Origin of the sequence: Isoptericola sp. NPDC057653, from assembly GCF_042799955.1 — a bacterium.
In the GTDB taxonomy this organism is placed as follows: domain Bacteria; phylum Actinomycetota; class Actinomycetes; order Actinomycetales; family Cellulomonadaceae; genus Isoptericola.
Window position 1 is genome coordinate 1,865,640 of the sequence record NZ_JBHVHP010000001.1, and the last position, 25,878, is coordinate 1,891,517.

Annotated in this window: 25 protein-coding genes and 1 tRNA gene; 16 read left to right on the top strand and 10 right to left on the bottom strand. The window is 75.0% G+C overall.

Annotation, left to right across the window (positions count from 1 at the left end; all coding sequences use genetic code 11):
* Positions 1–6 precede the first annotated feature (6 nt).
* Positions 7–867: a formate/nitrite transporter family protein gene (locus tag ACFU9A_RS08405; RefSeq protein WP_430574776.1), complete on the bottom strand. Its 861-nt coding sequence runs from the start codon at positions 865–867 to the stop codon at positions 7–9.
* A 177-nt stretch (positions 868–1,044) separates the two neighbouring features.
* Positions 1,045–1,968: a macrolide 2'-phosphotransferase gene (locus ACFU9A_RS08410; protein WP_430574777.1), complete on the bottom strand. Its 924-nt coding sequence runs from the start codon at positions 1,966–1,968 to the stop codon at positions 1,045–1,047.
* Between the two features lie 97 nt (positions 1,969–2,065).
* On the opposite strand from ACFU9A_RS08410, the gene nudC reads away from it, so the two are divergent.
* Positions 2,066–3,070, top strand: coding sequence for an NAD(+) diphosphatase (nudC, locus tag ACFU9A_RS08415; RefSeq protein WP_430574778.1), 1,005 nt, complete (start codon positions 2,066–2,068; stop codon positions 3,068–3,070).
* Between the two features lie 28 nt (positions 3,071–3,098).
* On the opposite strand, the gene ACFU9A_RS08420 is transcribed toward nudC, so the two are convergent.
* The gene (locus ACFU9A_RS08420; RefSeq protein ID WP_430574779.1) at positions 3,099–3,566 is read right to left on the bottom strand and encodes a DUF2000 family protein; all 468 of its coding nucleotides are present in this window, start codon (positions 3,564–3,566) and stop codon (positions 3,099–3,101) included.
* Positions 3,567–3,615: 49 nt separating this feature from the next.
* Between ACFU9A_RS08420 and ACFU9A_RS08425 the strand changes: the two genes are divergently transcribed.
* Positions 3,616–4,494 (top strand): AraC family transcriptional regulator, encoded by an 879-nt coding sequence (locus tag ACFU9A_RS08425; RefSeq protein ID WP_430574780.1) that lies wholly within the window; start codon positions 3,616–3,618, stop codon positions 4,492–4,494.
* On the opposite strand, the gene ACFU9A_RS08430 is transcribed toward ACFU9A_RS08425, so the two are convergent.
* Positions 4,472–4,741 (bottom strand): mycoredoxin, encoded by a 270-nt coding sequence (locus ACFU9A_RS08430; protein ID WP_430574781.1) that lies wholly within the window; start codon positions 4,739–4,741, stop codon positions 4,472–4,474. The genes ACFU9A_RS08425 and ACFU9A_RS08430 overlap by 23 nt on opposite strands.
* Positions 4,742–4,822: 81 nt before the next feature.
* Here ACFU9A_RS08430 and ACFU9A_RS08435 point away from each other — a divergent pair, with 81 nt between their 5' ends.
* The 3 genes from ACFU9A_RS08435 to ACFU9A_RS08445 all read left to right on the top strand — a co-directional run bounded on the left by ACFU9A_RS08435 (position 4,823) and on the right by ACFU9A_RS08445 (position 8,339).
* Complete coding sequence (locus ACFU9A_RS08435; protein WP_430574782.1) at positions 4,823–6,859, top strand: ATP-dependent DNA helicase UvrD2; 2,037 nt, start codon at positions 4,823–4,825, stop codon at positions 6,857–6,859.
* 111 nt (positions 6,860–6,970) lie between these two features.
* Positions 6,971–7,465: a hypothetical protein gene (locus ACFU9A_RS08440; protein ID WP_430574783.1), complete on the top strand. Its 495-nt coding sequence runs from the start codon at positions 6,971–6,973 to the stop codon at positions 7,463–7,465.
* Between the two features lie 502 nt (positions 7,466–7,967).
* Positions 7,968–8,339 (top strand): WhiB family transcriptional regulator, encoded by a 372-nt coding sequence (locus ACFU9A_RS08445; protein WP_430574784.1) that lies wholly within the window; start codon positions 7,968–7,970, stop codon positions 8,337–8,339.
* Between the two features lie 121 nt (positions 8,340–8,460).
* Here ACFU9A_RS08445 and ACFU9A_RS08450 read toward each other — a convergent pair whose 3' ends face one another.
* A complete protein-coding gene (locus ACFU9A_RS08450; protein ID WP_430574785.1) occupies positions 8,461–9,534 on the bottom strand; it encodes a ThiF family adenylyltransferase in 1,074 nt (357 codons plus the stop codon).
* Positions 9,535–9,666: 132 nt separating this feature from the next.
* Between ACFU9A_RS08450 and ACFU9A_RS08455 the strand changes: the two genes are divergently transcribed.
* Positions 9,667–10,212, top strand: coding sequence for a M48 family metallopeptidase (locus ACFU9A_RS08455; protein ID WP_430575362.1), 546 nt, complete (start codon positions 9,667–9,669; stop codon positions 10,210–10,212).
* A gap of 20 nt (positions 10,213–10,232) precedes the next feature.
* Here ACFU9A_RS08455 and ACFU9A_RS08460 read toward each other — a convergent pair whose 3' ends face one another.
* Positions 10,233–11,768, bottom strand: a complete 1,536-nt coding sequence (locus tag ACFU9A_RS08460; protein ID WP_430574786.1) for a zinc-dependent metalloprotease — start codon at positions 11,766–11,768, stop codon at positions 10,233–10,235.
* 199 nt (positions 11,769–11,967) lie between these two features.
* On the opposite strand from ACFU9A_RS08460, the gene ACFU9A_RS08465 reads away from it, so the two are divergent.
* The 7 genes from ACFU9A_RS08465 to ACFU9A_RS08495 all read left to right on the top strand — a co-directional run bounded on the left by ACFU9A_RS08465 (position 11,968) and on the right by ACFU9A_RS08495 (position 19,453).
* The gene (locus ACFU9A_RS08465) at positions 11,968–13,134 is read left to right on the top strand and encodes a PDZ domain-containing protein (RefSeq protein ID WP_430574787.1); all 1,167 of its coding nucleotides are present in this window, start codon (positions 11,968–11,970) and stop codon (positions 13,132–13,134) included.
* A gap of 116 nt (positions 13,135–13,250) precedes the next feature.
* Positions 13,251–16,301 carry a UPF0182 family protein gene (locus tag ACFU9A_RS08470; RefSeq protein WP_430574788.1) on the top strand — a complete coding sequence of 1,017 codons (3,051 nt, stop codon included), beginning with the start codon at positions 13,251–13,253 and terminating at the stop codon, positions 16,299–16,301.
* A gap of 173 nt (positions 16,302–16,474) precedes the next feature.
* Positions 16,475–16,551: transfer RNA gene (locus ACFU9A_RS08475), tRNA-Met, on the top strand.
* 169 nt (positions 16,552–16,720) lie between these two features.
* Positions 16,721–17,302, top strand: coding sequence for a helix-turn-helix domain-containing protein (locus ACFU9A_RS08480; protein ID WP_430574789.1), 582 nt, complete (start codon positions 16,721–16,723; stop codon positions 17,300–17,302).
* Positions 17,299–18,588 (top strand): MFS transporter, encoded by a 1,290-nt coding sequence (locus ACFU9A_RS08485; protein ID WP_430574790.1) that lies wholly within the window; start codon positions 17,299–17,301, stop codon positions 18,586–18,588. The genes ACFU9A_RS08480 and ACFU9A_RS08485 overlap by 4 nt, the downstream gene beginning before the upstream one ends.
* Before the next feature lie 2 nt (positions 18,589–18,590).
* Entirely contained in the window at positions 18,591–18,860 is a 270-nt protein-coding gene (locus tag ACFU9A_RS08490; RefSeq protein WP_430574791.1) for a Rho termination factor N-terminal domain-containing protein, read from the top strand.
* A gap of 98 nt (positions 18,861–18,958) precedes the next feature.
* Positions 18,959–19,453, top strand: a complete 495-nt coding sequence (locus ACFU9A_RS08495) for a dsRBD fold-containing protein (RefSeq protein WP_430574792.1) — start codon at positions 18,959–18,961, stop codon at positions 19,451–19,453.
* 10 nt (positions 19,454–19,463) lie between these two features.
* Here ACFU9A_RS08495 and ACFU9A_RS08500 read toward each other — a convergent pair whose 3' ends face one another.
* A complete protein-coding gene (locus ACFU9A_RS08500) occupies positions 19,464–20,453 on the bottom strand; it encodes an RNA polymerase sigma factor (protein WP_430574793.1) in 990 nt (329 codons plus the stop codon).
* 284 nt (positions 20,454–20,737) lie between these two features.
* Entirely contained in the window at positions 20,738–21,124 is a 387-nt protein-coding gene (locus tag ACFU9A_RS08505) for a YciI family protein (protein WP_430574794.1), read from the bottom strand.
* Positions 21,125–21,322: 198 nt separating this feature from the next.
* Between ACFU9A_RS08505 and ACFU9A_RS08510 the strand changes: the two genes are divergently transcribed.
* The 3 genes from ACFU9A_RS08510 to ACFU9A_RS08520 are packed head-to-tail and all read left to right on the top strand — an operon-like array spanning position 21,323 to position 23,863.
* Positions 21,323–22,186, top strand: coding sequence for a transporter substrate-binding domain-containing protein (locus tag ACFU9A_RS08510; protein ID WP_430574795.1), 864 nt, complete (start codon positions 21,323–21,325; stop codon positions 22,184–22,186).
* Between the two features lie 7 nt (positions 22,187–22,193).
* Positions 22,194–23,087 carry an ABC transporter permease subunit gene (locus tag ACFU9A_RS08515; RefSeq protein ID WP_430574796.1) on the top strand — a complete coding sequence of 298 codons (894 nt, stop codon included), beginning with the start codon at positions 22,194–22,196 and terminating at the stop codon, positions 23,085–23,087.
* A complete protein-coding gene (locus ACFU9A_RS08520) occupies positions 23,084–23,863 on the top strand; it encodes an amino acid ABC transporter ATP-binding protein (RefSeq protein WP_430574797.1) in 780 nt (259 codons plus the stop codon). The genes ACFU9A_RS08515 and ACFU9A_RS08520 overlap by 4 nt, the downstream gene beginning before the upstream one ends.
* Positions 23,864–23,865: 2 nt before the next feature.
* On the opposite strand, the gene ACFU9A_RS08525 is transcribed toward ACFU9A_RS08520, so the two are convergent.
* Positions 23,866–24,534: a response regulator gene (locus tag ACFU9A_RS08525; RefSeq protein WP_430574798.1), complete on the bottom strand. Its 669-nt coding sequence runs from the start codon at positions 24,532–24,534 to the stop codon at positions 23,866–23,868.
* Between the two features lie 50 nt (positions 24,535–24,584).
* Complete coding sequence (locus ACFU9A_RS08530; protein WP_430574799.1) at positions 24,585–25,667, bottom strand: sensor histidine kinase; 1,083 nt, start codon at positions 25,665–25,667, stop codon at positions 24,585–24,587.
* Between the last annotated feature and the right edge of the window lie 211 nt (positions 25,668–25,878).

The window sequence follows — 25,878 nt, forward strand, 5'->3', positions numbered from 1 at the left end:
GGCCGGTCAGCCGACCGGCGTGGCCACGCGGTCCTCGGTGCCGGCCTCGACGGGCACGGGCCGGCGGCGCTCGGGCCGGGTGCGGTAGTGCGTGAGGTACAGGGGCAGGCCGACGAAGGTCAGGCCGCCGACGAGGTTCCCGAGCACGGTGGGGATCTCGTTCCAGACGAGGTAGTCCATGACCGTGAAGTCGCCGCCGAGCAGGAGGCCGGAGGGGAACAGGAACATGTTCACCACGGAGTGCTCGAAGCCCAGGTAGAAGAACAGGAACACGGGCATCCACATCACGACGGCCTTGCTGATCGTGTCCTTCGACATGAGGAAGGCGACGACGCCGGTGGAGACCATCCAGTTGCACAGGACGCCGCGCACGAACAGCGTGAGCATGCCGGCGGCGCCGTGGTCGGCGTACCCGACGGTGCGGCCCTCGCCGATGTGGCCGATCGCCTGGCCCACCTCGTTGGGGGCCACCGAGAACCCGTAGGTGAACGTGATCGCCATGAGCACGGCGACGGTGAACGCGCCGGCGAAGTTGCCGCAGAACACGAGGCCCCAGTTGCGCCACATGCCGCCCCAGGTGGCGCCGGGCCGGTGGGCGATGACCGCGAACGGCACCAGCGTGAACACGCCCGTGAGCAGGTCGAAGCCCATGAGGTACAGCATGATGAAGCCGATCGGGAAGAACACCGCCCCGAGCAGCGGGTTGCCGGTGTTCGTCGAGATGGTCACCGCCATCGCGGCGGCGAGCGCGAGGATCGCCCCGCCCATGAAGGAGCGGATGAGGGTGTCCCGGGTGGACATGAACAGCTTCTTCTCGCCCGTGGCGATCATCTGCGAGACGAAGTCCTGGGGCATGACGTACGACATGGCGGACCCTTCGGCCAGAGTGGTGGCGCTTGCGTGCCGCCGAGTCTGTCCGCCGCAGGTTGTCGCGAGGTCGCGGGCGCGTTGAGGTCGTGTTTCGCCTGGCGGGGGTGCGTCATGCCGAGGTTTCGCCCACCTCGCAGCGCGGCCGGCCGGCGCGTGAGGCGGCCGGGGCAGCGGTCAGGCGGGGGCGTCCTCGCGCGTCGCCTCGTCGAGGTCGGCCAGCATCGCCTCGGCGTCGGCGACGACGTCGGGCAGGTCGCGGCGGACGCCGTGCAGCAGCCACCGGGCGAGGGCCAGCTCGCCCACGAGCAGGGCGCGGTCGACGAGCCGCGCGTCGTGCAGCTCGGTGCGGCGTAGCTGGTACGCCTCCATGATCGAGTCGACGGCGTCCGGCGGGGCGGCGACGAGCAGCCAGGCGAGGTCGTCGGCGGGGTCCGCCACGCGGGCGTCGGACCAGCCGCTGATCGCGGTGACCCGCCCGCCGGTGACGAGCATCTGGTCGGTGGCGAGGTCGCCGTGCACGACGACGGGCTGGAAGCGCCACAGCGCCACGTCCTCGAGCGCCGCCTCCCAGCGGCGCAGCAGCGTGGGCGGCACGAGGCCGGTCGCGGCGGCCTCGTCGAGCTCCACGAGCCGGCGCTCGCGGTACTCGGCCGCGGTGTACGACGGGAGCCCGCACGACTCGACGACGGACGCCGGCAGCTCGTGCACCGCGGCGAGCGTACGGCCGAGGTCGGCGGCGAGGCCGGGGCCGGGGCGCAGCGACTCGAGGTCGAGGGCGGTCCCGGTCACGTGCCGGTGGACGACGGCCCGCCCGCCCTCGGGCAGCAGGGCGAAGCCGGCCACCTGCGGCACCGTGAAGGGCAGCACGCCCGCGTCGACGTAGAGGTGCAGCGCCTCCAGCAGCTCGGTCTCCGCCTCCAGGGCGGCGCCGGCCATCGTGGTGCGGGGCGCGCGCACGAGCCAGTCGACGCCGTCGTCGGCGGTGACGACGGCGACGTCGTAGTCGCCGGGCAGCTCCTCGGGGCGGACCGAGCGGGCGTCCAGGCCCGGGACGGCGGCCGTCGCGAGGGCGGCGAGGGCGAGCGGGCTGCGTGGCACCAGCCCACCGTAGACGCTGGCGGGGCCCGCCCGGGAGCACCGCGGCGCGCGTGTCCGCCGACGTCCCGCGCGGGCGCCCGGCGGGTACGGTCGGGGCGTGACGGCTCCCTTCCCGCTCCCGGACCTCAGCTACACCCGCGCCACCCACGACCGCGCCTCCGAGCGTCGCGGCGAGCCGGGGCTGGTGCCCGGGCTGCTCGCCGACCCGGCCTCGCGGGTGCTGCTCGTGCTGCGCGGCCGCGTGGCCGTCGACGACGCGGGCGACGTCCTGCTGGTCGACCCGGCGGCGGTGGCGGGGCTGCCCGCCGAGGCGGACCGGGGCGACCGCCCCGACGGGCACGTGCCGGGCCACCGGTGGCTGTTCCTGGGCGTGGAGGACGGCGCCGGGCTGCTCGCCCTCGTGCTGCCGGACGAGGCGGACGCGGACGCGGTCGGGATCGAGGGCGTGTCCCCGGCGTCGCCCGCCACGCGGCTGGCGCGCGAGCACACGTGGGCGGGGCTGCGCGAGGTCGGCGGACGGGGCCGGGACGGGCTCGCGTCCGAGGCTGTCGCGCTGGCCGCCTGGCACGCGTCGCACGAGCGGTGCCCGCGCTGCGGGGAGCCGACCGTCGTCGAGCAGGCGGGCTGGGTGCGCCGGTGCCCGGCGCAGGACGTCGAGGTCTACCCGCGCACCGACCCTGCCGTGATCATGACGGTGGTGGACGACGCCGACCGCCTGCTGCTGGGGCACGCCGCGCACTGGCCGGCGGGCCGGTTCTCGACGCTCGCGGGCTACGTGGAGCCGGGGGAGGGCCTCGAGCAGGCGGTGCGCCGCGAGGTGGCGGAGGAGACGTCGGTCGTGATCGGCGACGGCCCGGGCGACGTGCTGTACCGCGGGAGCCAGCCGTGGCCCTTCCCGGCGTCGCTCATGCTGGGCTTCCGCGCACGGGCCGTCACGACCGACGTGCGCGTGGACGGGGCCGAGGTGACCGACGCGCGGTGGTTCACGCGCGAGGAGCTGGCCGCGGGCGTGCGCGCCGGGGAGGTGGGCCTCCCCGGGCGCCCGTCGATCGCCCGCGCCCTCGTCGAGGAGTGGTACGGGGGCGAGCTGCCCGTCCCGTGACGGCCGGCCGGGTCGGCGAGGGAGGTGCTCAGGCGTGCATGCGCGCGCCCTTGACCGTCTTGTCGACGGCGTTCCGCGGGCCGTAGACCGCGAGCCCGACCAGGTCCAGGCGGTCGGCCGGCACCGCCCGCACGGCCGCGCGGTTCGCGGCGTCGTGGCCGGTGGCGAACAGGGCCGCGGTGAAGACCGCCCGCACGAGGGACCTCGACACCGCGCGGGCGTGCGCGGAGGCGAGCAGCCCCGCGGAGCCCTCGAAGACGAGGACGGGCTGCCGGAACATCGGCAGGTACGCGGTGCCGTCGGCGTCCGCGTACGGCTCGCCGACGACCTCGGGCGCGCGGGTGCCGAGCCCGCTGACGAGGAAGGCCGTGACGTTCAGGCGCTGCCAGGTCGCGAGGTCGTCGCGCAGCACGACGGCGATCTTGGTGTCGAAGCGGACGGCGGCGGTCGGGTCGTCGGTCGAGGGGGCGGTGCCGGGTGCGGTGAGCGTGGTCATGCCCCGATGCTCGCGCCGGGCGCGGGGCGCGGTCTTGTACGTTCTTGGCATGACCCCCAGCCGGCCCGGTGGCGGCCCGACGAGCTCGGTGCGTGCCTGGCGGCCCCGGGTCCCGGGGGTCGCCGAGGTGCTGCACGCGCGCTTCGCGCAGCACGCGTACCCGATGCACGTGCACGACGCGTGGACGCTGCTGGTGGTCGACGACGGCGCCGTGCGCTACGAGCTCGGCCGGCGTGAGCACGGCACCCCGCGGGACACGGTGACGCTGCTGCCGCCCCAGGTGCCGCACAACGGTGCCCCGGCCTCGCGGGAGGGCTTCCGCAAGCGTGTGGTCTACCTGGACGGGACCTGGCTCGCCCCCGGCCTCGTCGGGGCGGCCGTCGACGCCCCCGACCTGGTCGACGCCCCGCTGCGGCGGCGCGTGGGCCTCCTGCACGACGCGCTGGCGCGCCCCGGGGACGAGCTCGAGGCGGAGAGCCGGCTGGCCCTCGTGGCCGAGCGGCTGCACGCCCGGCTGCGCCCGGGCGGCGCGGGCGAGAGCGCCGCGGCGCCGCCGCCGCGGGGGCTGGCGGCCGACCTGCGCGACCTGCTCGACGAGCGCCTCGTCGAGGGGGTCGCGCTCGGGGACGCGGGCGCGCTGCTCGGTGCGCACCCGACCCACCTGGTCCGTGCGTTCTCGCGGCGCTTCGGCATCCCGCCCCACCAGTACCTGGTGACGCGCCGCGTCGACCGGGCGCGCCGGCTGCTGCTCGACGGCCGGCCGCCGGCGGAGGCGGCCGCGGCCGCGGGGTTCGCCGACCAGGCGCACCTCACGCGGCACTTCCGGCGGGTGCTGGGCACCACGCCGGCGCGGTTCGCGGCGTCGGGACGGCCCGCGGCGGGGCCGTCCGTGCCGCGCCGCCCGGTCAGGCGGCCAGCCGGGACCTGACGTCGAGCAGCGACGGGTTGGTCGCGGCGGTGCCGTCCGGGAAGACGACGGTGGGCACGGTGCGGTTGCCCCCGTTGACCTGCTCCACGAACGCCGCGGTCTCCGGCTGGTCCTCGATGTCGACCACCGTGTAGCCGATGCCCTCGGAGTCCAGCTGGGTGCGCAGGCGGCGGCAGTAGCCGCACCACGCGGTCGAGTACATCGTGACGGTGCCCGGCTCGGGGAGCTGCGGCGCGGCGTCGGTCATCGGGGTCCTCCTGTGCTGGTCCGGCCGCGCCTGGGGACGGCGGGCGCGGGATGTGGGCGACGGCTGCGAGAATCGCAGACGATGTCGACAGCCACCAACTCCCCGAACGCCCTCGTTCATCCCGACGCGATCCTCGACGCGCTCGACCCCGAGCAGCGGGACGTGGCGCTCGCCCTCGCCGGGCCGGTGTGCGTCCTGGCGGGCGCGGGCACCGGCAAGACGCGCGCGATCACGCACCGCATCGCCTACGGGGTGCGCTCGGGCGCGTACAAGCCGACGTCCGTGCTGGCGGTGACGTTCACCGCGCGCGCCGCGGGGGAGATGCGCACCCGGCTGCGCGACCTCGGGGTGGCCGGCGTCCAGGCGCGCACGTTCCACGCCGCCGCGCTGCGCCAGCTCGGCTACTTCTGGCCGCGCGTCGTGGGCGGGGCGCCGCCGCGCATCCTCGAGCACAAGGCCCCGGCGGTCGCCGAGGCCGCGCGCCGCATCGGCGTGAGCGTCGACCGGGTCGCGGTCCGCGACCTGTCCTCCGAGGTCGAGTGGGCCAAGGTCTCCCTGGTCACCGCGGAGGACTACGTGAAGGCCGCGGCCGCGGACGACCGGCCCGCGCCGTCGGGCTACGACCACCAGACGGTGGCGCGGCTCATCACGGCCTACGAGGACGTCAAGACGGAGCGGGGTGTCATCGACTTCGAGGACGTCCTGCTGATGCTCGCGGACATGCTGAACTCGCACAAGCAGGTCGCCGACGAGGTGCGCTCCCAGTACCGGCACTTCCTCGTCGACGAGTACCAGGACGTCTCGCCGCTGCAGCAGTTCCTGCTCGACCAGTGGCTGGGCGGGCGCAGGGAGCTCTGCGTCGTGGGCGACCCGTCGCAGACCATCTACTCCTTCACGGGCGCGACGCCGCACTACCTGCTCGACTTCACGCGGACGTACACCGACGCCCAGGTCGTCCGCCTGGTGCGCGACTACCGCTCCACGCCGCAGGTCGTGCACCTCGCCAACCAGGTCCTGCGCCGCGGGCGCGTGCCCGGCGCGCTCGAGCTGGTGGCGCAGCGCCCGTCGGGGCCCCCCATCAGCTTCACGACGTACGACGACGACGACGCGGAGGCCGCCGGGATCGCCGCCCGCGCGGGCCGCCTCGTCGCGTCGGGCGTGCGGCCCAGCGAGATCGCGGTGCTGTACCGCACCAACGCGCAGTCGGCGGCGTTCGAGTCGGCGCTCGCGGACGCGGGCGTCAGCTACCTCGTGCGCGGCGGCGAGCGGTTCTTCCAGCGCAAGGAGGTGCGTGACGCGATCGTGCTGCTGCGCGGCGCCGCCCGCTCGGCGGACCCGGACCAGCCGATGCCGGAGCAGGTGCGCGACGTGCTGACCACGGCCGGCTGGTCGGAGCAGCCGCCCGCCGCCCGCGGCGCGACCCGGGAGCGGTGGGAGGCGATGCAGGCGCTCGTCGGGCTGGCGGACGACGTCGCGGCCGCCGCGCCCGCGGACTCCCCGGCCACGGTCGCCACGCTGGTCGGCGAGCTGGAGGAGCGCGCCTCGGCGCAGCACGCGCCGACCGTGGAGGGCGTCACGCTGGCGTCGCTGCACGCGGCGAAGGGCCTGGAGTGGGACGCCGTCTTCCTCGCGGGCGTGAGCGAGGGTCTCATGCCCATCTCCTTCGCCGAGACGGACGAGGCCGTGGCCGAGGAGCGCCGGCTGCTCTACGTCGGCGTCACCCGGGCGCGCGAGCACCTGGAGCTGTCGTTCGCGCGCTCCCGCAACCCGGGCGGACGGGCGACGAGGAAGCGCACGCGCTTCCTCGACGGGCTCTGGCCGGACGACCCCGCGGACCGCCGCGGCCGTGGCCGCGGGGCGCGCGGGCAGGCCCGGCAGCAGCTCACCGGGGAGCACGACGTGGCCCTGTTCGACGCGCTGCGCGAGTGGCGCCTGTCGGTGGCGCGGGAGACCGACAAGCCGGCGTTCACCGTCCTCGGCGACGCGACGCTCGCGGCGATCGCGGAGCTCAAGCCGACGTCGGTGGCCCAGCTCGCGCGCGTCAACGGCGTCGGCCCCGCGAAGATCGACCGGTACGGGCAGACGATCCTCGCGATCGTCTCCGACTCGATCGACTGAGCACGTACGGGAGTTCCCGTATTTGTGGGCGGGTCCGACCGGAACCCTTGTCGTGGTCCTCGGCGCGGTGCCAGATTGTCCCGGGACGTACCGCGACGAGGGGTGACGAGGATGTTTCCGACCGAGCACGGTGCCGTGCCGACCCGCCCCGGCACGCCGCGATGGCCGGCGGTCGCCGGGTCCGTCCTGCTGGTCTCGTTCCTCGCCGCCTGCGGGCCGGCGGGCGCGACGCCGGGGGACGGGAGCGGCCCCCGCGCCGTGAGCGAGAGCGGGCACGGCGACCACGGCGGAGAGCACGACGGCACGATCCACGACGAGATGTCCCCGGAGGTCCACGAGGCGTACGGGCAGGTCAAGACCGAGCGGGGCAGGGCGATCCTGTCCGACGGCCTGGTCACCGCCGCGGAGGTCGAGGACCTGCGCCAGGTCCAGGTCGACTGCCTCCTCGCAGCGGGCTTCGACGCCGGACGGGACGAGGGCGGCCTCCAGATCCGTGCCGTTCCCGACGGGCTCGACGAGGACGGTGTGGCCGCGGCGGTGGAGGTGTGCCTGGGCGACCTGCGGATCGTCGGCCCGCTCGGTGCCGAGGGGGCCTCCGCGTCATAGCCGGAGGGCCCCGTCAGGGGGCGGAGAAAATTGCTCCGAAAAAACTTCTAAAAAAGATGTGGCGGTCCCGGCGGCGCCGTCTATGCTCGGAGAGTCCCAGACGGAAGTGGCGTCTGCCGAGAGGCGGATCGTCCGAGAAGAGTGAGGAGGTGGGTGCACAAGATGGACACGATGAATCAGATCGTGATGGCGAACGCGTCTGTTGGCGCGCCGGGGTACACGTCTGCCTTCGGCGAGCTCAGCGCTGTCCGCCCGTTCCGTGCGCGGAAGCACGGAGCAGGCGTCGCCGATCTCCACATCGCACCCGAATCCGCCCCCTGGAGCCATCCGGTCTAGCAACCGGTCCAGGCCGCGGAGTCCACCCGGGACCCGCGGCTTTCGTCTTTCCGCCCAGGGAAGAAGACCTCACCAGGTCGCAGAAGCCGGCCCCCTGACACCAGGGGGCCACCCGCAGGTCCTGAACACCGACGTTCGAATCACACAGGACCTGACGGAGGAACGCGTGCGCCTCGCACAGCTGTTGGACGAGCGGCTGCTCGACACGATCCCCCAGGGCGGATCCGGCCCCTGGACCCCGCATCAACCCCTCACCCAGAGCCCGGCCGAGGTGGCCGAGCTCGACCGCCAGTTCGCGGCGCTTCTGCCGTGCCGCACGGGAGACCCCGAGCTCTGGTTCGCCGAGCACAGCGCCCAGGTCGAAGAGGCCAAGGCGATGTGCCGCACCTGCCCGCTGCAGGCCGGCTGCCTCGCCGGCGCTCTCGAGCGCCAGGAGCCCTGGGGCGTGTGGGGTGGTGAGGTCTTCGTCGACGGCAAGGTCGTCGCCCGCAAGCGCGGTCGCGGCCGGCCCCGGAAGTCGGAGACCGTCGCGGCATGACCGCGCAGCGCTGCCGGGACACCCGGTGCGCCGCTGAACGCACGGGCCTCCGGCGAGACCCGGGGGAGTGTGCCCGCACCTCGTGCGGCCGCACTTCCTCGATCTCGCCGGGGGCCCGTCGTCATGCCCGGGGGCGGACGGGCAGGCGGACGCAGCCGCAGCCGGGGTGCGGCGCGACGTCCCGCGCCCGGGGCACGGCCTCGGGCAGGGCCACCTCCAGGACGCGACCGACCGTGGCGGGGGTCGACCCGTCGAGCAGCGCGAGCACCTGCCCGGCGCCGAGGGCCGCCGCGGTCGCGGCGAGGGTCGTCTCGTGGGCGACGTCCGACGCCGGTCGCCGGTCCAGGTCGGCGACCGTCGCGGGCCAGCGGGCGTCGGCGTCCGCGGCGTGCCGGTCGACGCAGCCGACGCACGCGGACCGGCCGGGCAGCACGAGCGGGCCGACCAGGACGTCCGCCTCGCGGACCACGACGGGCAGGTGCGGCACGGCCGCACCCAGCAGCCGCTCGTAGCGCGCGGGGCGCGGGGCGTGCGCCTCGACCATCACGACGACGTCGGGCGAGACCCCGGCCGGCAGCATGCTCCCCACCCGCAGGGCGGGATGCCGCCGGCGCAGGAGGTCCGCCGCCGCCTCCTCACGAGGACGGCCCACGTCGGCGGGGCCGTAGGCGCCGAGCCCGAGGTCGCCGACGTGCACGGGGTCACGGTCGTCGAGCACCAGCGAGCCGACGCCGGCGGAGGCGAGCAGCCCGGCCAGCACCACACCGAGCCGGCCGAGGCCGTGCAGCCCGACGGTGCACCCCTCCCGGCGCGCGAGCGTGGCCGTACCGGACCCGTCGGGGCGCAGCGCCCCCAGGACCGCGACGTCGGGGGACCACCCCGCCGAGGCGGGTCGGGCGCCGGCGGCGGGGCGGCGCACGAGGAACCCGCCGCCGTCGAGCGCGCGCACGATCTGCGCCTGGCGCTCCGTCGTCACGCCCCAGTGGCGGGCGCTGCGGTCCAGGGAGTGGTGCCGGCGGTTCCCGAGGTCGCGCAGCCAGCGCGACTCGTGGTCGGCCAGCCCGGACAGCACCAGGCTCCAGCGCGGGTCGGTGCCGAGCAGGACCTCGCCGTCGCCGTGGTCGAGCACGGGCGTCGCGGGCCGCAGCGTGCGGGGGTCGCTCGTCCCGGTTCCCGGGCGCTCGGCGTCTGCCATGCGGTCACCCTGGCACGCGCCGCGGGCGCCCTCGGCGGGTCGTCCACAGGTGCCCGCGGCCCAGGTCTGGTGTGTTCTGCCGCACAAACCGCGCGAATCCCCGGTACCGTCGGTTCCGTGGCCCACGACACGATGACGTCGGTGGAGGTCCGGCGCAGCCGCCGGCGGACCGCCACGGTGAGCGCCTACCGCGACGGCGAACGCACCGTCGTGGCCATTCCCGCGCGCTTCTCCCGGGCCCAGGAGCGCGAGTGGGTCGCGAAGATGCTCGCCCGGCTGGAGGACAAGGAGCGGCGCCGCCGCCCGTCCGACGCCCAGCTCGTGGAGCGGGCGCACGAGCTGTCCGAACGGTACCTCGGCGGACGCGCGCACCCGACGAGCGTGTCGTGGTCGCCCCACCAGGGCCGCCGATGGGGCTCCTGCACGCTGGTCGACGGCTCGATCCGGATCTCGACGCGCGTCCAGGGGATGCCCGAGTGGGTGCTCGACTACGTGCTGCTGCACGAGCTCGCCCACCTGCTGCACGCGGGGCACGGCCCCGCCTTCTGGCAGCTGCTGGAGGGCTACCCGCGCACCGAGCGGGCGCGCGGCTTCCTCGAGGGTGTGTCGTTCGTCCAGGACGACGGCGGCTCGTCGCCCGCGCCGGCGGGCGACGAGCCGGAGAGCCCGGCGGGCTGAGCCCGGCGGGTCCCGTCGCGTCAGCGGGCGTCGTCGCCCGGCTTCTTCTCGTCTCCTCGCTCCGACGTGTCGCCGGGCTCCGCCGCGTCCTCCGGAGACGTGTCCCCGGAGGACCCGGCGTCGTCCGTCCCGCTCTCCGCGGCGTCGAAGATCTGCGCGAGCGCGGCGTCGAGGTCGGACTGCTCGTCCGCCTGGGCGGCGCGGCGCGAGAAGTAGCCGGAGGGGTCGTCGAGGTCCGCGGTGCCCGGCAGCAGGTCCGGGTGGTCCCAGACGGCGTCGCGCGCCTGGGGGCCGCCCTCGGCGAGGACGTGCGCGAAGAGTGCGGTCGCGTCGCGCGAGCGGCGGGGGCGCAGCTCGAGGCCGACCAGCGTGGCGAAGGTGTGCTCGGCGGGGCCGCCGGCCGCGCGGCGGCGGCGGATCATTTCGCGCAGCGGGTACGTGTGCGGCAGGTGGGGGAGGGCGGCGGTCGCGGCGACCTCGGTCACCCAGCCCTCGACGAGCGCGAGCGCCGTCTCGAGCCGCAGCAGGGTGGCCTCCTGCTCCGGGGTGTGCTGCAGGCCGAAGACACCGCCGGTGAGCGCGCCGCGCAGTGCCTCGGGGTCGCTCGGGTCGATGTCGCGCACCTGCTGCTCGAGCACGTCGAGGTCGATCGTGATGCCGCGGGCGTACTGCTCGACCAGCCCGTGCAGGTGCGCGGCGAGCCACGGCACGTGCGTGAACAGCCGGGCGTGCGCGGCCTCGCGCAGCGCGAGGAACAGTCGCACCTCCTCCAGCGGGGCGTCCAGGCCGTCGGCGAACGACGCGACGTTGGTGGGCAGCAGCACCGTGGCCGGCTCGGACAGCAGGGGGACGCCGACGTCCGTGGACCCGAAGACCTCGCGCGAGAGCGTCCCCGCGGCCTGGCCCACCTGCATCCCGAAGACGGCCGAGCCGAGGCGGCGCATCATCTGGGCGGGGTCGAGGCCGCCGCCCAGCGCGCCCGGGGGCAGGCCCCCGAGCCCGGGCATGCCGAGCGCGCCCGCGTCGCCGAGGTCGTCGGGGAGCTGGTCGCGCAGCACCGTCGCGAGCGCGTCGGCGACGGACGTCGCGACGGGGGCGACCAGCCGGTTCCATGCGGGCAGGGTGGCCTCCACCCACTCCGAGCGGCTCCAGGCGTGCGTGCGGCCGCCCGCGGGCGGGAGGTCGGTGACGGCGTCGAGCCACAGCTCCGCGACGCCCAGCGCGTCCGTCGCCGCCTTGGCCTGGCCGCCCGTGAGCGACGGGTCTCCCTCCGCGACGGCGACCTGCCGCGCGATGTCGTGCGCGACGTCCGTGTTCACGGGGCCGTCGCCGGACGCCGACAGCAGCCGCTGCACCTGCGCGAGCACGTGCTGCATGGTCGCGGGGTCGGGCGCGCCGGCCCCGGGGATGCCGGCCAGCGCGGCGGGGTCGATGCCCTGCGCGCGCATCTGCTCGAGGACCTCGTCGGTGCGCTCGCCGAAGAAGCCCTCCAGCATCGAGCGAAGCATGCGCTCGCGCTCCTCGGCACCCTCGGGGTCGTCGGGAAGGTTGCTCATGAGGGCTCCTCGCCAGGGCTGCGAATCGGTTGCGGGCGGGTGGCGGCCGTGGCCGACCGCTTCACCGTAACCACCCACGACGTCCGACCGGTGGCCGAGGTTCCGGTGGTTCGCTCTCGGCGCAGATCCCCCGGAGCCCCCTGACGTCCGAGGTCCGGGACCTGACGCGGAGTCCAGGAACGTCGGCGATGATGTGCCCGTGACCTTCGACCGCGACATCCTCGCGCCCGACGACTCCTCGGCGTCCGAGGGCGACGCCGTCCCCGCGCCGCGCGCGTCGCGACGCAGCGTGACCCTGGGCGTGTCCCTCCTCGTCACGGCGCTGCTCGCCGCGGTCCTGCTCGTGCTGCCGACGCCGTACGCCATCCGGGCCCCGGGCCCCACCGAGGACACGCTGGGCCTGCAGGGCGTCGACGTCCAGGGCTCGGGGGAGGCCTCGAGCGGCGGCAAGAGCGCGACGGCTCAGCCGGTCGTCGAGATCGAGGGCGCCAAGACCTACGACGTCACCGGGGAGCTGCGCCTCACCACCGTGTCCGTGTACGGCGGCCCGGGCGGCGACGTGCTGCTCGGCGACGTGCTGTGGGGCTGGGGCTCGCCGGAGCGGTCGGTCCAGCCGGTCGAGTCGATCTTCCCGGAGCAGACCACCCAGGAGCAGCAGCAGGAGGTCGGGCAGGCGCAGATGGCCGGGTCCGAGTCCTCGGCCACCGTGGCGGCGCTGACCGAGCTGGGGTACGAGGTGCCGGCGACCCTGACGATCGCGGGCGTCGCTCCCGGGTCCGGGGCGGACGGCGTCGTCGAGGCGGGCGACGTCGTGCGCAGCGTCGACGGGCACGAGGTGGTCACCCACCAGGACCTGCTCGCGGACCTCGACGACGTCGAGCCGGGCGACGACGTCGTCCTCGGCGTCGAGCGGGACGGGAAGCCGACGGACCTCACCGTCACGACGGCGGAGGGCGACGGCCGGGCGGCTCTGGGCGTGTACCTCGACCCGTCCTACGACTACCCGGTCGACGTCACGATCCGGCCGGGCGACATCGGCGGCCCGAGCGCCGGGACGATGTTCGCGCTGGCGATCATCACGAAGATGACGCCCGAGGACGAGCTGAAGGGCGCGCACGTCGCCGGCACGGGGACGATGAGCGTCGACGGCGAGGTCGGGCCCATCGGCGGCATCCAGCAGAAGCTGTTCGGCGCGCGCGACGCCGGGGCGGACTGGTTCCTGGCCCCCGCGGGCAACTGCGACGAGGTCGTGGGCCACGTGCCGGACGGGCTGCGCGTGGTGCGGATGGCGACCCTCGACGATGCGCGTGCGGCGATCGAGGCGATCGGCGCGGGGAAGGGCGCGGACCTGCCGACCTGCTCGTGACGGGCCCGTGAAGGGGCTGTCGCCCACGGGGGGACGAAGCGTGGGAACCTGAGGGATGACAGGGACGTTCACATCAGACGTCCGTCCGTCCCGAGCACGAGTGAGGTGCCCGCACCGTGTCCTTCGCTGCCCCACCCCGTCGACGTCCTGGCGGCCCGCCCGCCAAGCGTCGACGAAGCCCCCTGGCGATCACGCTGGTCGTCATCGCCGTGGTCGTCGTCGCGCTGCTGCTGCTCGCGCAGTTCTGGACCGAGGTGATGTGGTTCGACGCGCTCGGCTTCAGCAACGTGATCTGGACGGAGTGGATCACCCGCGGCATCTTGTTCGTCCTGGGCTTCCTCGTGATGGGCGGCGCGGTCTTCTCGTCGTTCGCCGTGGCGTACCGGGTCCGCCCCGTCTACGCGCCGTCGACCCCTGAGCAGGCGACCCTCGACCAGTACCGCGAGGCGATCGAGCCGCTGCGGCGCGTCGTGACGATCGCCGGGCCGGTGGTCGTCGGGTTCTTCGCCGGCGTGGCCGCGTCCGCGCAGTGGCGCAGCGTGCTCCTGGCGCTCCACCCGTCGTCGTTCGACAAGAAGGACCCGCAGTTCGGCATCGACCTCGGGTTCTTCGTGTTCACGCTGCCCGCGCTGCGGTTCGTCGTGAGCTTCCTCATGGCGGTCGTCATCATCGCGGGCATCGCCGCGCTGGTCACGCACTACCTCTACGGCGGGCTGCGTCTCGGGCCGGTGCCGCCGGGGACGCCGCGCACCACGCGCGCGTCGCGCGTGCACCTCGCGGTGCTCGGCGCGGTCCTCATGATCGTCATCGCGGCGAACTACTGGCTCGACCGGTACTCGCTGCTGACGGCCACCAACGGGAGCACGACGAACGCCCGGTACAACGGCGCGTCGTACTCGGACGTGCACGCCGTCATCCCGTCGAAGGAGATCCTCACGGGCGTCGCGGTGCTCGTGGCGCTCCTGTTCGTCGTGGCCGCGGTGCGGGGCACGTGGCGCCTGCCCGCGATCGGCGTCGGCCTCATGGTCGTGTCCGCCATCGCGATCGGCGGCATCTACCCGGCCGTCGTGCAGCGCTTCCAGGTGAACCCGAACGCCCAGGAGCTCGAGGCCGACTACATCCAGCGCAACATCGACGCGACGCACTCGGCGTACGGGCTGGACAGCATCGAGACGCAGCCGTACGACGCGACGACCGAGGCGGAGGCGGGCGCCCTGCGCGCGGACGCCGAGACCACGGCGTCGGTGCGCCTCCTCGACCCGCAGATCGTCAGCCCGTCGTTCCGGCAGCTGCAGCAGAACAAGCAGTACTACAACTTCGCCGACACCCTCGCGGTCGACCGCTACGACATCGACGGCAAGTCGCGCGACACGGTGATCGCCGTCCGCGAGCTCAACCTCGACGGCCTCGGCGACGGCCAGCGCAACTGGGTCAACGACCACACCGTGTTCACGCACGGGTACGGCGTCGTGGCCGCGTACGGCAACCAGCCCGGGCCGGACGGGCAGCCCGCCTTCTACGAGGGCGGCATCCCCACGCAGGGGGCGCTCACCGACAAGGGCTACGAGCCCCGCATCTACTTCAGCCCGTCCACCACGGAGTACTCGGTCGTGGGCGCGCCGGAGGACACCAAGCCCTGGGAGCTCGACTACCAGGCGGACGACGAGCAGGGCGGCCAGCAGGTCAACACCACGTTCCCCACGCAGGACGTGGCCGCGGGCCCGTCGATCGGCTCCTTCGGCAGCAAGCTGCTGTACGCGCTGAAGTTCGGGTCGCAGGAGATCCTGTTCTCCGACCGCGTGACGAACGACTCGCAGATCCTCTACGACCGTGACCCGATGACGCGGATCCAGAAGGTCGCCCCCTGGCTGACGCTCGACCAGGGCATGTACCCGGCCGTCGTCGACGGGCGCGTCAAGTGGATCGTCGACGCGTACACGACGTCGGACGCCTACCCGTACTCGACCAGCCGGCCGATGCAGGAGGCGACCGCGGACTCCCTGACCCTCGCGGCCCAGGGCGTCCCGGTGGAGATGCCGCAGGAGGTCAACTACATCCGCAACTCGGTGAAGGCCACGGTCGACGCCTACGACGGCTCGGTGACCCTCTACGCCTGGGACACCGACGACCCGGTCCTCAAGGCCTGGTCGGGCGTCTTCCCGACCTCGGTGAAGCCGATGTCGGAGATCTCGGGCGACCTGATGAGCCACATCCGCTACCCCGAGGACATGTTCAAGGTGCAGCGGACGCTCCTCACGCAGTACCACGTGAACGACGCCGGCCAGTTCTTCTCCGGCCAGGACTTCTGGGCGAACCCGGAGGACCCGGTCGCGAACAAGAACGCGCCCGCGGCCAAGCAGCCGCCGTACTACATGTCGCTGCAGATGCCCGGGCAGGAGGAGTCGGCGTTCTCGTTGACGAGCACCTTCATCCCCGGCGGCAACACCGACCGCGAGATCCTCACCGGGTATCTGGCGGCCGACGGCGACGCCGGCTCGACGGCGGGCAAGGTGGCGGACGGTTACGGCGAGCTGAGGCTGCTGGAGCTGCCCCGCGACTCGACCGTGCCCGGCCCCGGCCAGGTGCAGAACAACTTCGACTCGAACCCGACGATCTCGGAGCAGCTCAACATCCTGGAGCGCGGCTCGTCGAACGTCGTGCGAGGCAACCAGCTCACCCTGCCGGTGGGTGGCGGCCTGCTCTACGTGCAGCCCGTGTACATCCAGTCGGCCGGCGGCACGCAGTTCCCGCTGCTGCGCCGGGTGCTGGTGGCGTTCGGTGACCAGACCGGATACGCGGAGACGCTGGACGAGGCGCTCGACCAGGTGTTCGGCGGCGACTCCGGCGCGAACGCCGGCGACGCGTCGGGCGAGGCACAGAACGAGGTGCCGACGGCGCCGGTCGAGGGCGAGGGCGACGGTTCGACCCAGCCCTCCACGGAGCCCTCGACCACGCCGTCCACCGAGCCGACCCCGACGACCACGCCGTCGGGCGACGCGCAGACGCGGCTCAACTCCGCCCTCCAGGAGGCGAACGACGCGCTGTCCGACAGCGACAAGGCGCTGAAGGACGGCGACTTCACCGCCTACGGCAAGGCGCAGGACCGCCTGCAGAAGGCGATCGAGGACGCCGTGTCGGCGGAGAAGGAGATCGAGTCGGCCGGCTGACCGGTCGGTCGAGGCACGCGACGCGGGGTCGTCGGTCCGTGGGACCGGCGGCCCCGCCGTCGCCGGGACGGGTGTCGGCGCTGGTCGGAGGGCGTCGTCGGTGTGACCTCCGTCCCATTCGCCCGATGCGATTTGATTCGGGCCCGATGACGCCGTAATGTTCAGGGAGTCGACGCGGGGTGGAGCAGCTCGGTAGCTCGCTGGGCTCATAACCCAGAGGTCGCAGGTTCAAATCCTGCCCCCGCTACCACGGGATGTCGTCGACATCCAGAAGGCCCCGACCGGATTCCGGTCGGGGCCTTCGTCATGTCCGGCCGGCGACAGTCCGGGCGGCTGATCGGGGCAGGCGGCCCAGGTCGCGGTGCGAAGAGTTGTTCGCATCTATTGCGAAGAACTCTTCGCATCCCTACGGTGCCCGTATGGATCACGACGACGAGGTCCCCGGGCAGCCGGCCGAGGTCGGCACCGCCCAGCTCCGCGTGCTGGCCCATCCGATGCGCCTCGCCTTCCTGCGGCGGCTCCGGACCGACGGGCCGAGCACCGCCCGCGCGCTCGGGCGCGAGCTCGGGCTGGACTCGGGCGCCGCGAGCTACCACCTGCGCCGCCTGGCCGAGGGCGGCCTGATCGTGGAGGAGCCGGGCCGCGGCACGCGGCGCGAGCGGTGGTGGCGCGCCGTCGCGGACTCGGTGCAGTTCGACCCCGCGGCGCACGAGGACGACCTGTCGCGCGAGTACGTCGGGTCGTCGCTCGTCGCGCTGGCCGACGACCTCCGCGACCTCGCGGCCACCGTCCCGGCGGCGTCGGCCGAGTGGCTCGAGCGTGCGGCGTTCGTGGACGGCCGCCTGCGCATCGACGAGGCGACCGCCGACGAGCTGCGGTCGGAGCTGCTCGCCCTCCTGGCGCGCTACCGCGCCAGGTCGGTGGCCCCCGGTGAGGCCGACGAGGGCGCGGCGCAGGTCGCGCCGACGATCGTCCAGGTGCAGCTGTACCGGCGACCGTGAGCGGCGACGCGGGCTGGCGGGGGAGCGCGGCGCGCTGGGTGGTGGCGTACACCGCGGCGGTCGTGGGCGACGTCAGCTACTTCCTGGTCCTCACCTGGGCTGCCGCCGAGGCCGGCGGGCCGCGCACCTCGGGCGTCGTCCTGGCGCTCGGTGCCGTGCCGCGCGCGCTGCTGATGCTGCTCGGGGGCGTGCTCGCGGACCGGGTCGATCCGCGCCGCATCGCGATCGCCACGGACGGCGCCCGGACCCTGCTGCTCCTGCTGGCCACCGGCGCGGCGTCCTGGTTCGGGCTGGTGCCCTGGTGGCTCGCGGTGCTCGCCGTCGCGTTCGGCGTGGTCGACGCGTGCTTCATCCCGGCGGTCGGTGCGATGCCGGTGCGGCTCGTGCCCCCCGAGGCGCTCCCGCGGCTGCAGGCGTGGCGGCTGACCGGGCTGCGCGCCGGCAACGCGGTCGGCCCGGCGCTCGGCGCGGGGCTCGTGGTGCTCGGCATCCCCGCGGCGCTCGCCTCGGTCGCGGTGCTGTTCGCCCTGTCGGTCGTCCTGCTGCTCACCGTGCGCAGCCGCGACCGCACGGCGCGGGACGGTGCGGACGCCCCGCCGGAGCCGCCCCTGCGGCTGTCCCAGCTGCGACGGCAGGGGCTGGTCCCGCTCGTGGTGGGCACGGCCCTGTCGGAGCTGCCGTTCTCCGGGCCGGTCGCGATCGGCGTCGTCCTGCTGGCCCAGGAACGGGGCTGGCCCGTCGCCGCCGCCGGCGCCGTGCTCGCCGCCTTCAGCGTCGGGGGGATCGTGGTGAGCGTGCTGCTGGCGACGCTCCCGGTCGCCGCGCCGGGGCGCCTCACGACGCTCGTCGCGCTCGGGGCGACCGCCCCGCTCCTGCTGCTGCTCGGGAGCACCCCGGACACGGCGCACGCGATCGTCGCGGGCGCCCTCCTCGGGGTGACCACGGGCACCGTGATGGTGATCTGCCACGGGCGGATCCAGCAGTCCACCCCTCCCGCCCTGCTGGGGCGCGTCACCGCCCTGCTCTCGCTGGCGACGCTCGGGCTGAGCCCGCTCACCTACGGCGCCGTCGGCGTCGTCGCCGGGTCCTGGGGCGTCGGGGCGTTCTTCGCGCTGGCCGCAGGCGTCATGGTGCTGGCCGGCGTGGTGCTGGCCGGCGCGCGCCTCGCGCGACCGGGCGAGGACCGGGTGCCCGACCTAGGGTCGGAAGGAGCTCGGACCTCGCACGAGGGCGACCTCCGCGTGGAGCCGACGCGCGGGCGGCCGCGGCAGGACGGAGGGAGCTGACCATGCCTCGACGGGACGCAGGACCCAGCGTCAAGGACAAGGAGCTGTACGAGGAGCTCCGCGACGAGGGCAACAGCAAGGAGAAGTCCGCGCGGATCGCGAACGCCGCCGCGGCGCGGGGCCGAGGGGAGGTCGGCGCCAAGGGCGGCCGGTCCGGCTCCTACGACGACTGGACGGTGGCCGACCTGCGCAGGCGCGCCGCCGAGATCGGCGTCGAGGGCCGGTCGTCGATGCGGAAGGGCGAGCTGATCGCCGCGCTGCGCTCCCACTGACCCGGTGCCGGCCGCCGCGCTGCCTGGCCCCGCGCGTCAGCGCATGATGGGAGGACCGGGCTCGGGCGGCGGGCGGACGACGGCGCGAGGAGGCGGCGATGAGGGCGACGGTGGGCGACCGGATCGTGGTGGCGTCGGGGGTGGTCGGCGGTGCGGTCCGCGACGGGATCGTGATCGCGTGCCCCCACGGGGACGGCTCCCCGCCGTTCCAGGTGCGCTGGTCGGACACGGGGGAGGAGACGCTGGTCTTCCCCGGGGCCGACACGCTGGTGCAGCACGACGGCGGGGGGCCCGAGCCGGCGCGGCCTCCGCGGCGGGAGCCGGCGCGGGCGCTCACCTGGGACGTGCGGGTGACCCTCGTGGAGGCGGCGGGCAGCACGACGGCGGAGGCGATGCTGACCCCGGGTCCGGACGTGGGCTCGCTGCGCGCCGTCGGGCACGCGCGCAAGGACCCGGGCGACACGGAGATCCCGGTGATCGGGGACGAGGTGGCGGCCGCTCGCGCGCTGCGCCGGCTCGCGGACGTGCTGCTCGAGCAGGCGGAGCAGGACATCTCGGCGCAGACGGGCCACCGGGCGCACGTGCACCCCTGACCGGTGCCCGTCAGGCGAGCTCGGCCCGCCGGCCGCGCAGGTGGTCGCGCTCCGCGGCGTTGTCGCAGAGGGCGACGGCCGCGTCGTAGGCGTGGCGCGCGCCGTCGAGGTCCCCGGCGCGCCGCAGCAGCTCCGCGCGCAGCGACGGGAGCCGGTGCCCGCGCAGCGCCACGCCGGAGAGGGCGTCGATGCCCGCCCGCGGTCCGGCGACCTCCGCGACGGCGACGGCGCGGTTGAGCCGCACCACGGGGGTGTCCGTGAGCGCGAGCAGCTCGTCGTAGCGGGCGAGGACGCGGTCCCAGGCGGTGGCGGCGGCCGTGGGGGCGATGGCGTGCTCCGCGGCGACCAGCGCCTGCAGCAGGTACGGGGCCGGAGGCGCGGAGGCGAGCGGCGCCAGGAGGTCCAGGGCCTCGCCGATCTCGTCCTGGTGCCACGCGGTGCGGTCCTGGTCGGGCAGGAGGACGGGCGCGCCGTCCCGGACCCGGGCGTCGCGGCGTGAGTGCTGCAGGAGCACCAGGGCGAGCAGCGCGTCGAGCTCCGTCGCGCGGTCGGGGTCGCCGTCCGGGGGCCGGACGTCGCGCAGGACCCGGACCAGCCGGACCGCCTCGCCCGCGAGCTCGGCGCGCACGACCGCGTCCCCGGTGGCCGGGGCGTACCCGGCGGTGAAGGCGAGGTAGGCGACGTCCGCCGCGACGGCGAGCCGGTCCGCGAGCTCCGCGCCCTGCGGCAGGGCGAACCGCTCCCCGGCGAGCTTCTTGCGGGCCCGGGTGAGCCGGGCGGCCATCGTCGGCGTCGACTGCAGGAACAGGCGGGCGACGTCGGCGGTCGGCACGCCGAGGACGAGGCGCAGGCTCAGCGCGGACGCCGCCTCCCGCGACAGCCGGGGGTGCGCGCACAGCAGCACCAGGCGCAGCCGCTCGTCGGTGAGCGGCTCGCCGGCGTCCGCCATCACACGGCGGGCCCGCGCGGCGAGGTCCGCCTCCACCTCCAGCAGCGGCATCGCCCGGGCCAGCACCTTGCTCGGAGCGGAGCCGGTCGAGCACGCGGCGCCGGGCCGCGGTGAGCAGCCAGGCGGCGCCGTTCGCGGGCGCGCCGTCGCGCGGCCAGGTGCGGGCGGCCGCCTCGAACGCCTCCGCGAGGCCGTCCTCCGCGAGGTCCAGCCGGCGGAACCGCGCGACGAGCAGGGCCAGCAGACGGCCCCACTCGTCGCGCATCAGGTCGGCCAGCCGCGCCGAGAGCTCCGGCGCCGTCACGAGGGGTCGACGAGCGGCCCGACCGTGCGCCTCACGCGTCCGGCCCCCCGTGGTCGGCGGCGGCGCGCACCTCCACGACGCCGTCGGCGGTGGCGTCGCCGGGGTCGCCGGCGAGGAGGGCGCACACCTGGAGCAGGTCGTCGAGGTCGTCGGACTCGACCAGGTAGAACCCGGTGAGCTGCTCCGCCGTCTCGGCGTACGGGCCGTCGGTGACGACGACCCGGCCCCCGCCGCCGCGGCGGACCTGCTTGGTGGTGCGGGAGTGGGTCAGCTCGGCGCCTCCGGCCACGGTGTGCCCGCGCTCGGCGAGCGTCCGGGCGAACTCCTCGTGCCGCGCGTAGATCGCGGCCCGTTCCTCGGCGCTGGCCTGCTCGAAGACGTCCTCGACTCCCGGCAGCAGCACGACGTAGGTGGTCATGGTCCCATCGTCCTTCCTCGTGGTGGATCGTCCACCTGGATGACGCGCGAGGGCGCGGCGGATCGACAACCCGGGAAGATCGACAACCGGGCGAGGGTTGTCCTGTGACGACCGCCATGCCGCCAGGACCCGCCGGCGGCATAGGGTCGTCGACGGCGCGACCCGCCGCGTCCCTCCTCCTTCGGAAAGGCCCCACCCGTGCGCACCTCCCGCCCGCTCCTCGCGGTCGCCCTCGCCTCGGCCGCCTCGCTCGCGATCGCGGGGTGCTCGTCGTCCGACGGCAGCGACGACGTCGCCTCGACGGCCTCCGGCAGCGCGACCGACTGCACGCCCGAGGGCATGAAGACGCTCACCGACGGCACCCTGACCGTCGGCGCGAGCGACCCCTTCGAGCCCTGGTACGTGGGCGAGCCGAGCAGCGGGAAGGGCTTCGAGTCCGCCCTCGTGTACGCCGTCGCCGACGAGCTGGGCTTCGCGAAGGACGACGTCGAGTGGACGTCCGTCACCTTCGAGCAGATCATCAGCCCGGCCGTGAAGACGTTCGACGTCGCGGCCTACCAGACCACGATCACGGACGAGCGCAAGGGCGCCGTCGACTTCTCCAGCCCGTACCTCACCAGCCGCCAGGGCGTCATCGTGGCGGACGAGGGCGAGTTCGCGGACGCCGCGAGCCTCGCGGACCTCAAGGGCGCCAAGGTGGGCGTCACCGCCTCCCAGACGTCGCTCGCGGCCGCCGACGCGGCGTGGGGCGACGACGTCGAGGTCACGCCGTTCAACGCGGCGGGCGACGGGATGACCGCGCTGAGCTCCGGCACCATCGACGCCATGGTGATGGACGTCGACCAGGGCGTCGCCGCGTCGACGGTCTACTTCCCGGACACGCACGTCGTCGGCACGCTCCCGCCCGTCGGCGAGCCGGAGCAGCTCGGGCTGGTGCTCGACAAGGGGTCGTCGCTCACCGCGTGCGTCTCGGCCGCCGTCGACACGCTCGAGGAGAACGGCACCCTCGACGAGCTGCGGACCACGTGGCTCAAGTCGGACGACGTCCCCGAGCTCTCCTGACCCCCGCGTGAGCGACCCCACGACCGCGACGACCGACGGCTGGCGGCCGTCGGAGCGGGCGCGCGCCCGCGCGGCCTACCGGCGCGCCCAGCACCGCCGGGCGCTGCTCGTGGCCGGGGTGGCCACCGCGATCGTCCTGGCCGCGGTCGTGTGGGTCGTGACGACGGCGCCCGGCTGGGAGCGGGCGCGCGAGGCGTTCTTCTCGCCCGAGCGGGCGTGGGAGGTGCTGCCCGAGGTCGCGGCGGGGCTGTGGCTCAACCTGCGGGTGTGGGTCGTGGCGAGCGTCGTCGCGCTCGTCGTCGGGCTGCTGCTGGCGGTCGTGCGGACGTCGCGCCTGCCTGCGCTGTTCCCGCTGCGCATCCTCGCCGTCGGGTACGTGGACGTGTTCCGCGGGGTGCCGCTGCTGCTCGTGCTGCTGCTGGTCGGCTTCGGGCTTCCCGCGCTGCGGCTGCCGTGGCTGCCGGTGAGCGCCGCCTTCCTCGGCGGGCTGTCGATCGTGGTCTGCTACACCGCGTACCTCGCGGAGATCTTCCGCGCGGGCATCGAGTCGGTGCACCCGTCCCAGGTCGCCGCCGCCCGGTCGCTCGGGCTGTCCCGCGGCCAGGCCGCCCGCCGCGTCGTGCTGCCGCAGGCGGTCCGCAACGTCACGGCGCCCGTGGCGAGCATGCTGGTGTCGCTGCAGAAGGACTCCGGGCTCATCTCGATCCTCGGGGCCGTGGACGCGATCCGCGCCGCGCAGATCGCGACCACCGGGGACTACAACTTCACGCCCTACGTCGTCGCGGGCCTGCTGTTCCTCGCGATCTCGATCCCGCTCACGCGCCTCGTCGACGCCTGGTCGGCGCGCCAGGGCTGGCGCGGCGAGCTGCGCGGGGTCGCCGGCGCGGGGGTGGTGCGATGAGCGCCGGCGCCGTGCCGGGCGCGCCGCTGCTGTCGCTGCGCGGCGTCCGCAAGTCCTTCGGCACGGGGGACGCGCGCAAGGTGGTCCTCGACGGCGTCGACCTGGACGTCGCCGCGGGGTCGTGCGTCGTCGTCGTGGGCTCGTCGGGGTCCGGCAAGTCCACGTTGCTGCGGGTGGTCGACCTGCTGGAGGAGGTCGACGACGGGCAGGTGCTGCTCGACGGCCTCGACGTCGCCGACCCGTGGGTGGCGGCGGACTCCGTGCGCGCCCGGCTGGGGATGGTGTTCCAGCAGTACAACCTGTTCCCGCACCTGCGCGTGCTCGAGAACGTGACCCTGGCGCCGCGCGTCGTGCACCGCGTGCCGCGCCGCGCGGCCGAGGCGGCCGCGCTGGAGATGCTCGAGCGCGTCGGCCTGTCCGACAAGGCGCACGCCTACCCGGACCAGCTGTCCGGCGGCCAGCAGCAGCGCGCGGCCATCGCGCGCGCCCTCGTCAGCGGGCCCGAGCTGCTGCTGCTCGACGAGGTGACCTCCGCCCTCGACCCCGAGCTGGTGGGCGAGGTGCTCGACCTGCTGCTGTCCCTGCGCACCGAGGGCGTCGCCGGTCGTCCCACGACGATGCTCGTGGCCACCCACGAGATGGGCTTCGCGCGCGAGGTCGCCGACCAGGTCGTCTTCCTGCACGAGGGGCGGGTCCACGAGCAGGGCACGCCCGCCCAGGTGCTCGGCGACCCGCAGCAGGAGCGCACGCGCGAGTTCCTGCGCCGGCTGCGCTGACCTCAGCCGCCCAGCGGCGGCGCGGTGGCGCCGGCCCGGTCGACCAGGACGGCGAGCTGCTCGCGCGCGGTGATGCCCAGCTTGGCCATCGCGCGCCCGAGGTGCGCCTTGACGGTCGACTCGGAGAGGTAGAGCCGCTCGCCGATCTCCCGGTTCGACAGGCCGTGGGGGAGGAACGACGAGATCTCCTGCTCGCGCGCGGTGAGAGCGTCGAGCGCGCCCCTCGCCTCGGCACGGCGGGAGTCGAGGCGCTGGCTGCCGCTCAGGTGCCGGATCACCGCGCCGGCGGAGGCGTGGTCGAGCGCGCCGGCCCCTGCGGCGACCTCGCGGACGTGGTTGGCGATGTGCTCGGGGTCGTCGTCCTTGCTCAAGAAGCCCTGGGCGCCCGCGGCCAGCGCCGCCACCACCGTCTCGTCCGTGCCGAACGAGGTCAGGGCGATGACCGCTGGCGGTCGCGGCCGGCGGCGCACCTCCCGGATGGCATCGAGCCCGCCCATGCGGCGCATCGTCAGGTCCATCAGCACGACGTCTGGTCTGTGCTCCGCGACCGCCGGCACCACCTCGTCGCCGTCCGTGGCCTCGCCGACGACGTCGATGCCCTGGGCGGTCAGCACCGTCGTGAGGAGCCGCCGCACCATCGGGTCGTCGTCGACGACGAGGACGCGCGTCACCTGCCGGATGGTAGCCCGGGGCTCGCGCGCTCGCCGGTGGAAGACCCAGGTCAGGTATCTCGCGCGGCCCAGGGGAAGTGGGCGCGGACGACGAACGACCCGCCCTCGGGCCCTGCGAAGAGCGTGCCGCCGACGGCGTCCGCCCGTTCGTGCATGCCGAGCAGGCCGCTCCCGGTGCCGGGCGGCGCATGCCTGGCGTCGTCCGCGTGCCGGTCCAGCAGGTTGACCACGCGGACGTCGACGCCGCGGTCGGGAGAGGCCTCGACCCGGACGTCGACGGGGACGGCCGGCGCGTGCTTGCGGGCGTTCGTCACCGCCTCCTGCACCACGCGGAACGTCGCGCGTACCAGGGTCGGCGCCGCTCCGTCACCGTCGGAGACGGCCACGGTCGTCGTCATGCCAGGGACGTCGCGGGCCATCCGGTCGAGCAGTGTGGCCACGTCGTCGAGCGTCGCACCGGGGAACCCGGTCACCGTCTCGCCCGACCGCAGCGTCGTCACCAGGGACCGCAGCTCCGCGATCGCACTCTGCGCCGACGCGCGCACCTCGCGGGCTGCCCGCACCGCGTCGGGGTCGTCGGCGCTCGTGACCTCGAGCGCCGACGCCTGCAGCGAGATCGCCGCGACGTGGTGCGCCACGGTGTCGTGCACCTCGCGGGCGACGAGCCGGCGCTCGTCCTGGCGACGCACCTGGTCGCGGAGCACGGCGTACGCCGCGGCCTGGGCGTGTTGCTCCTCGCGCGCCCTGACGGCTGCGACCTGGGCGCGCCGCACGAGCCCCGCCGCGACCGACAGCGCGAGGAGCGCCATCCCCACGGCGACGAAGGCGGCCGCGGTGGGCTCCGAGGCGAGCACCCGGGTCTGCTCGTCGATCGTCACCAGCACGCGGGCCGCGTGGTCGCGCAGGGCGTCCCGGGTCAGGGCCGCTGCGGTCGCCGCCCCCGTCGCCCCGAGCGCGGCGAGGCAGGTACGCGTCGCGGCACGGGCGAGCACCCAGGGCAGCGCGAGCAGCGCCGCCGACGCGTCGAGGGGGAACAGGACCGAGCACGCCGAGGCGGTGAGGCACAGCGCGACGGGGAAGCGGCGGCGGAGCACGAGCAGGCCGGCGAGGGTCACGCCGACGACTGCGCTCACCACGTACAGGGGGCCCGGGGCAGCGCCCGGCGGGCCGGCGGCCTGCGACGCGAAGCCGACTGCGACGAGAGAGCTCGCCGCGGACACCGCGACGGCGACCACGGTGCCCGCGGCAGGTGCCCAACGCAGCACGGCAGCGCGGCCGGACACCGCCCTCGGCATTCGCCTCGGGGCGGCCGTCGCTCGAGCGAACATGTCTCGACAGTACGGC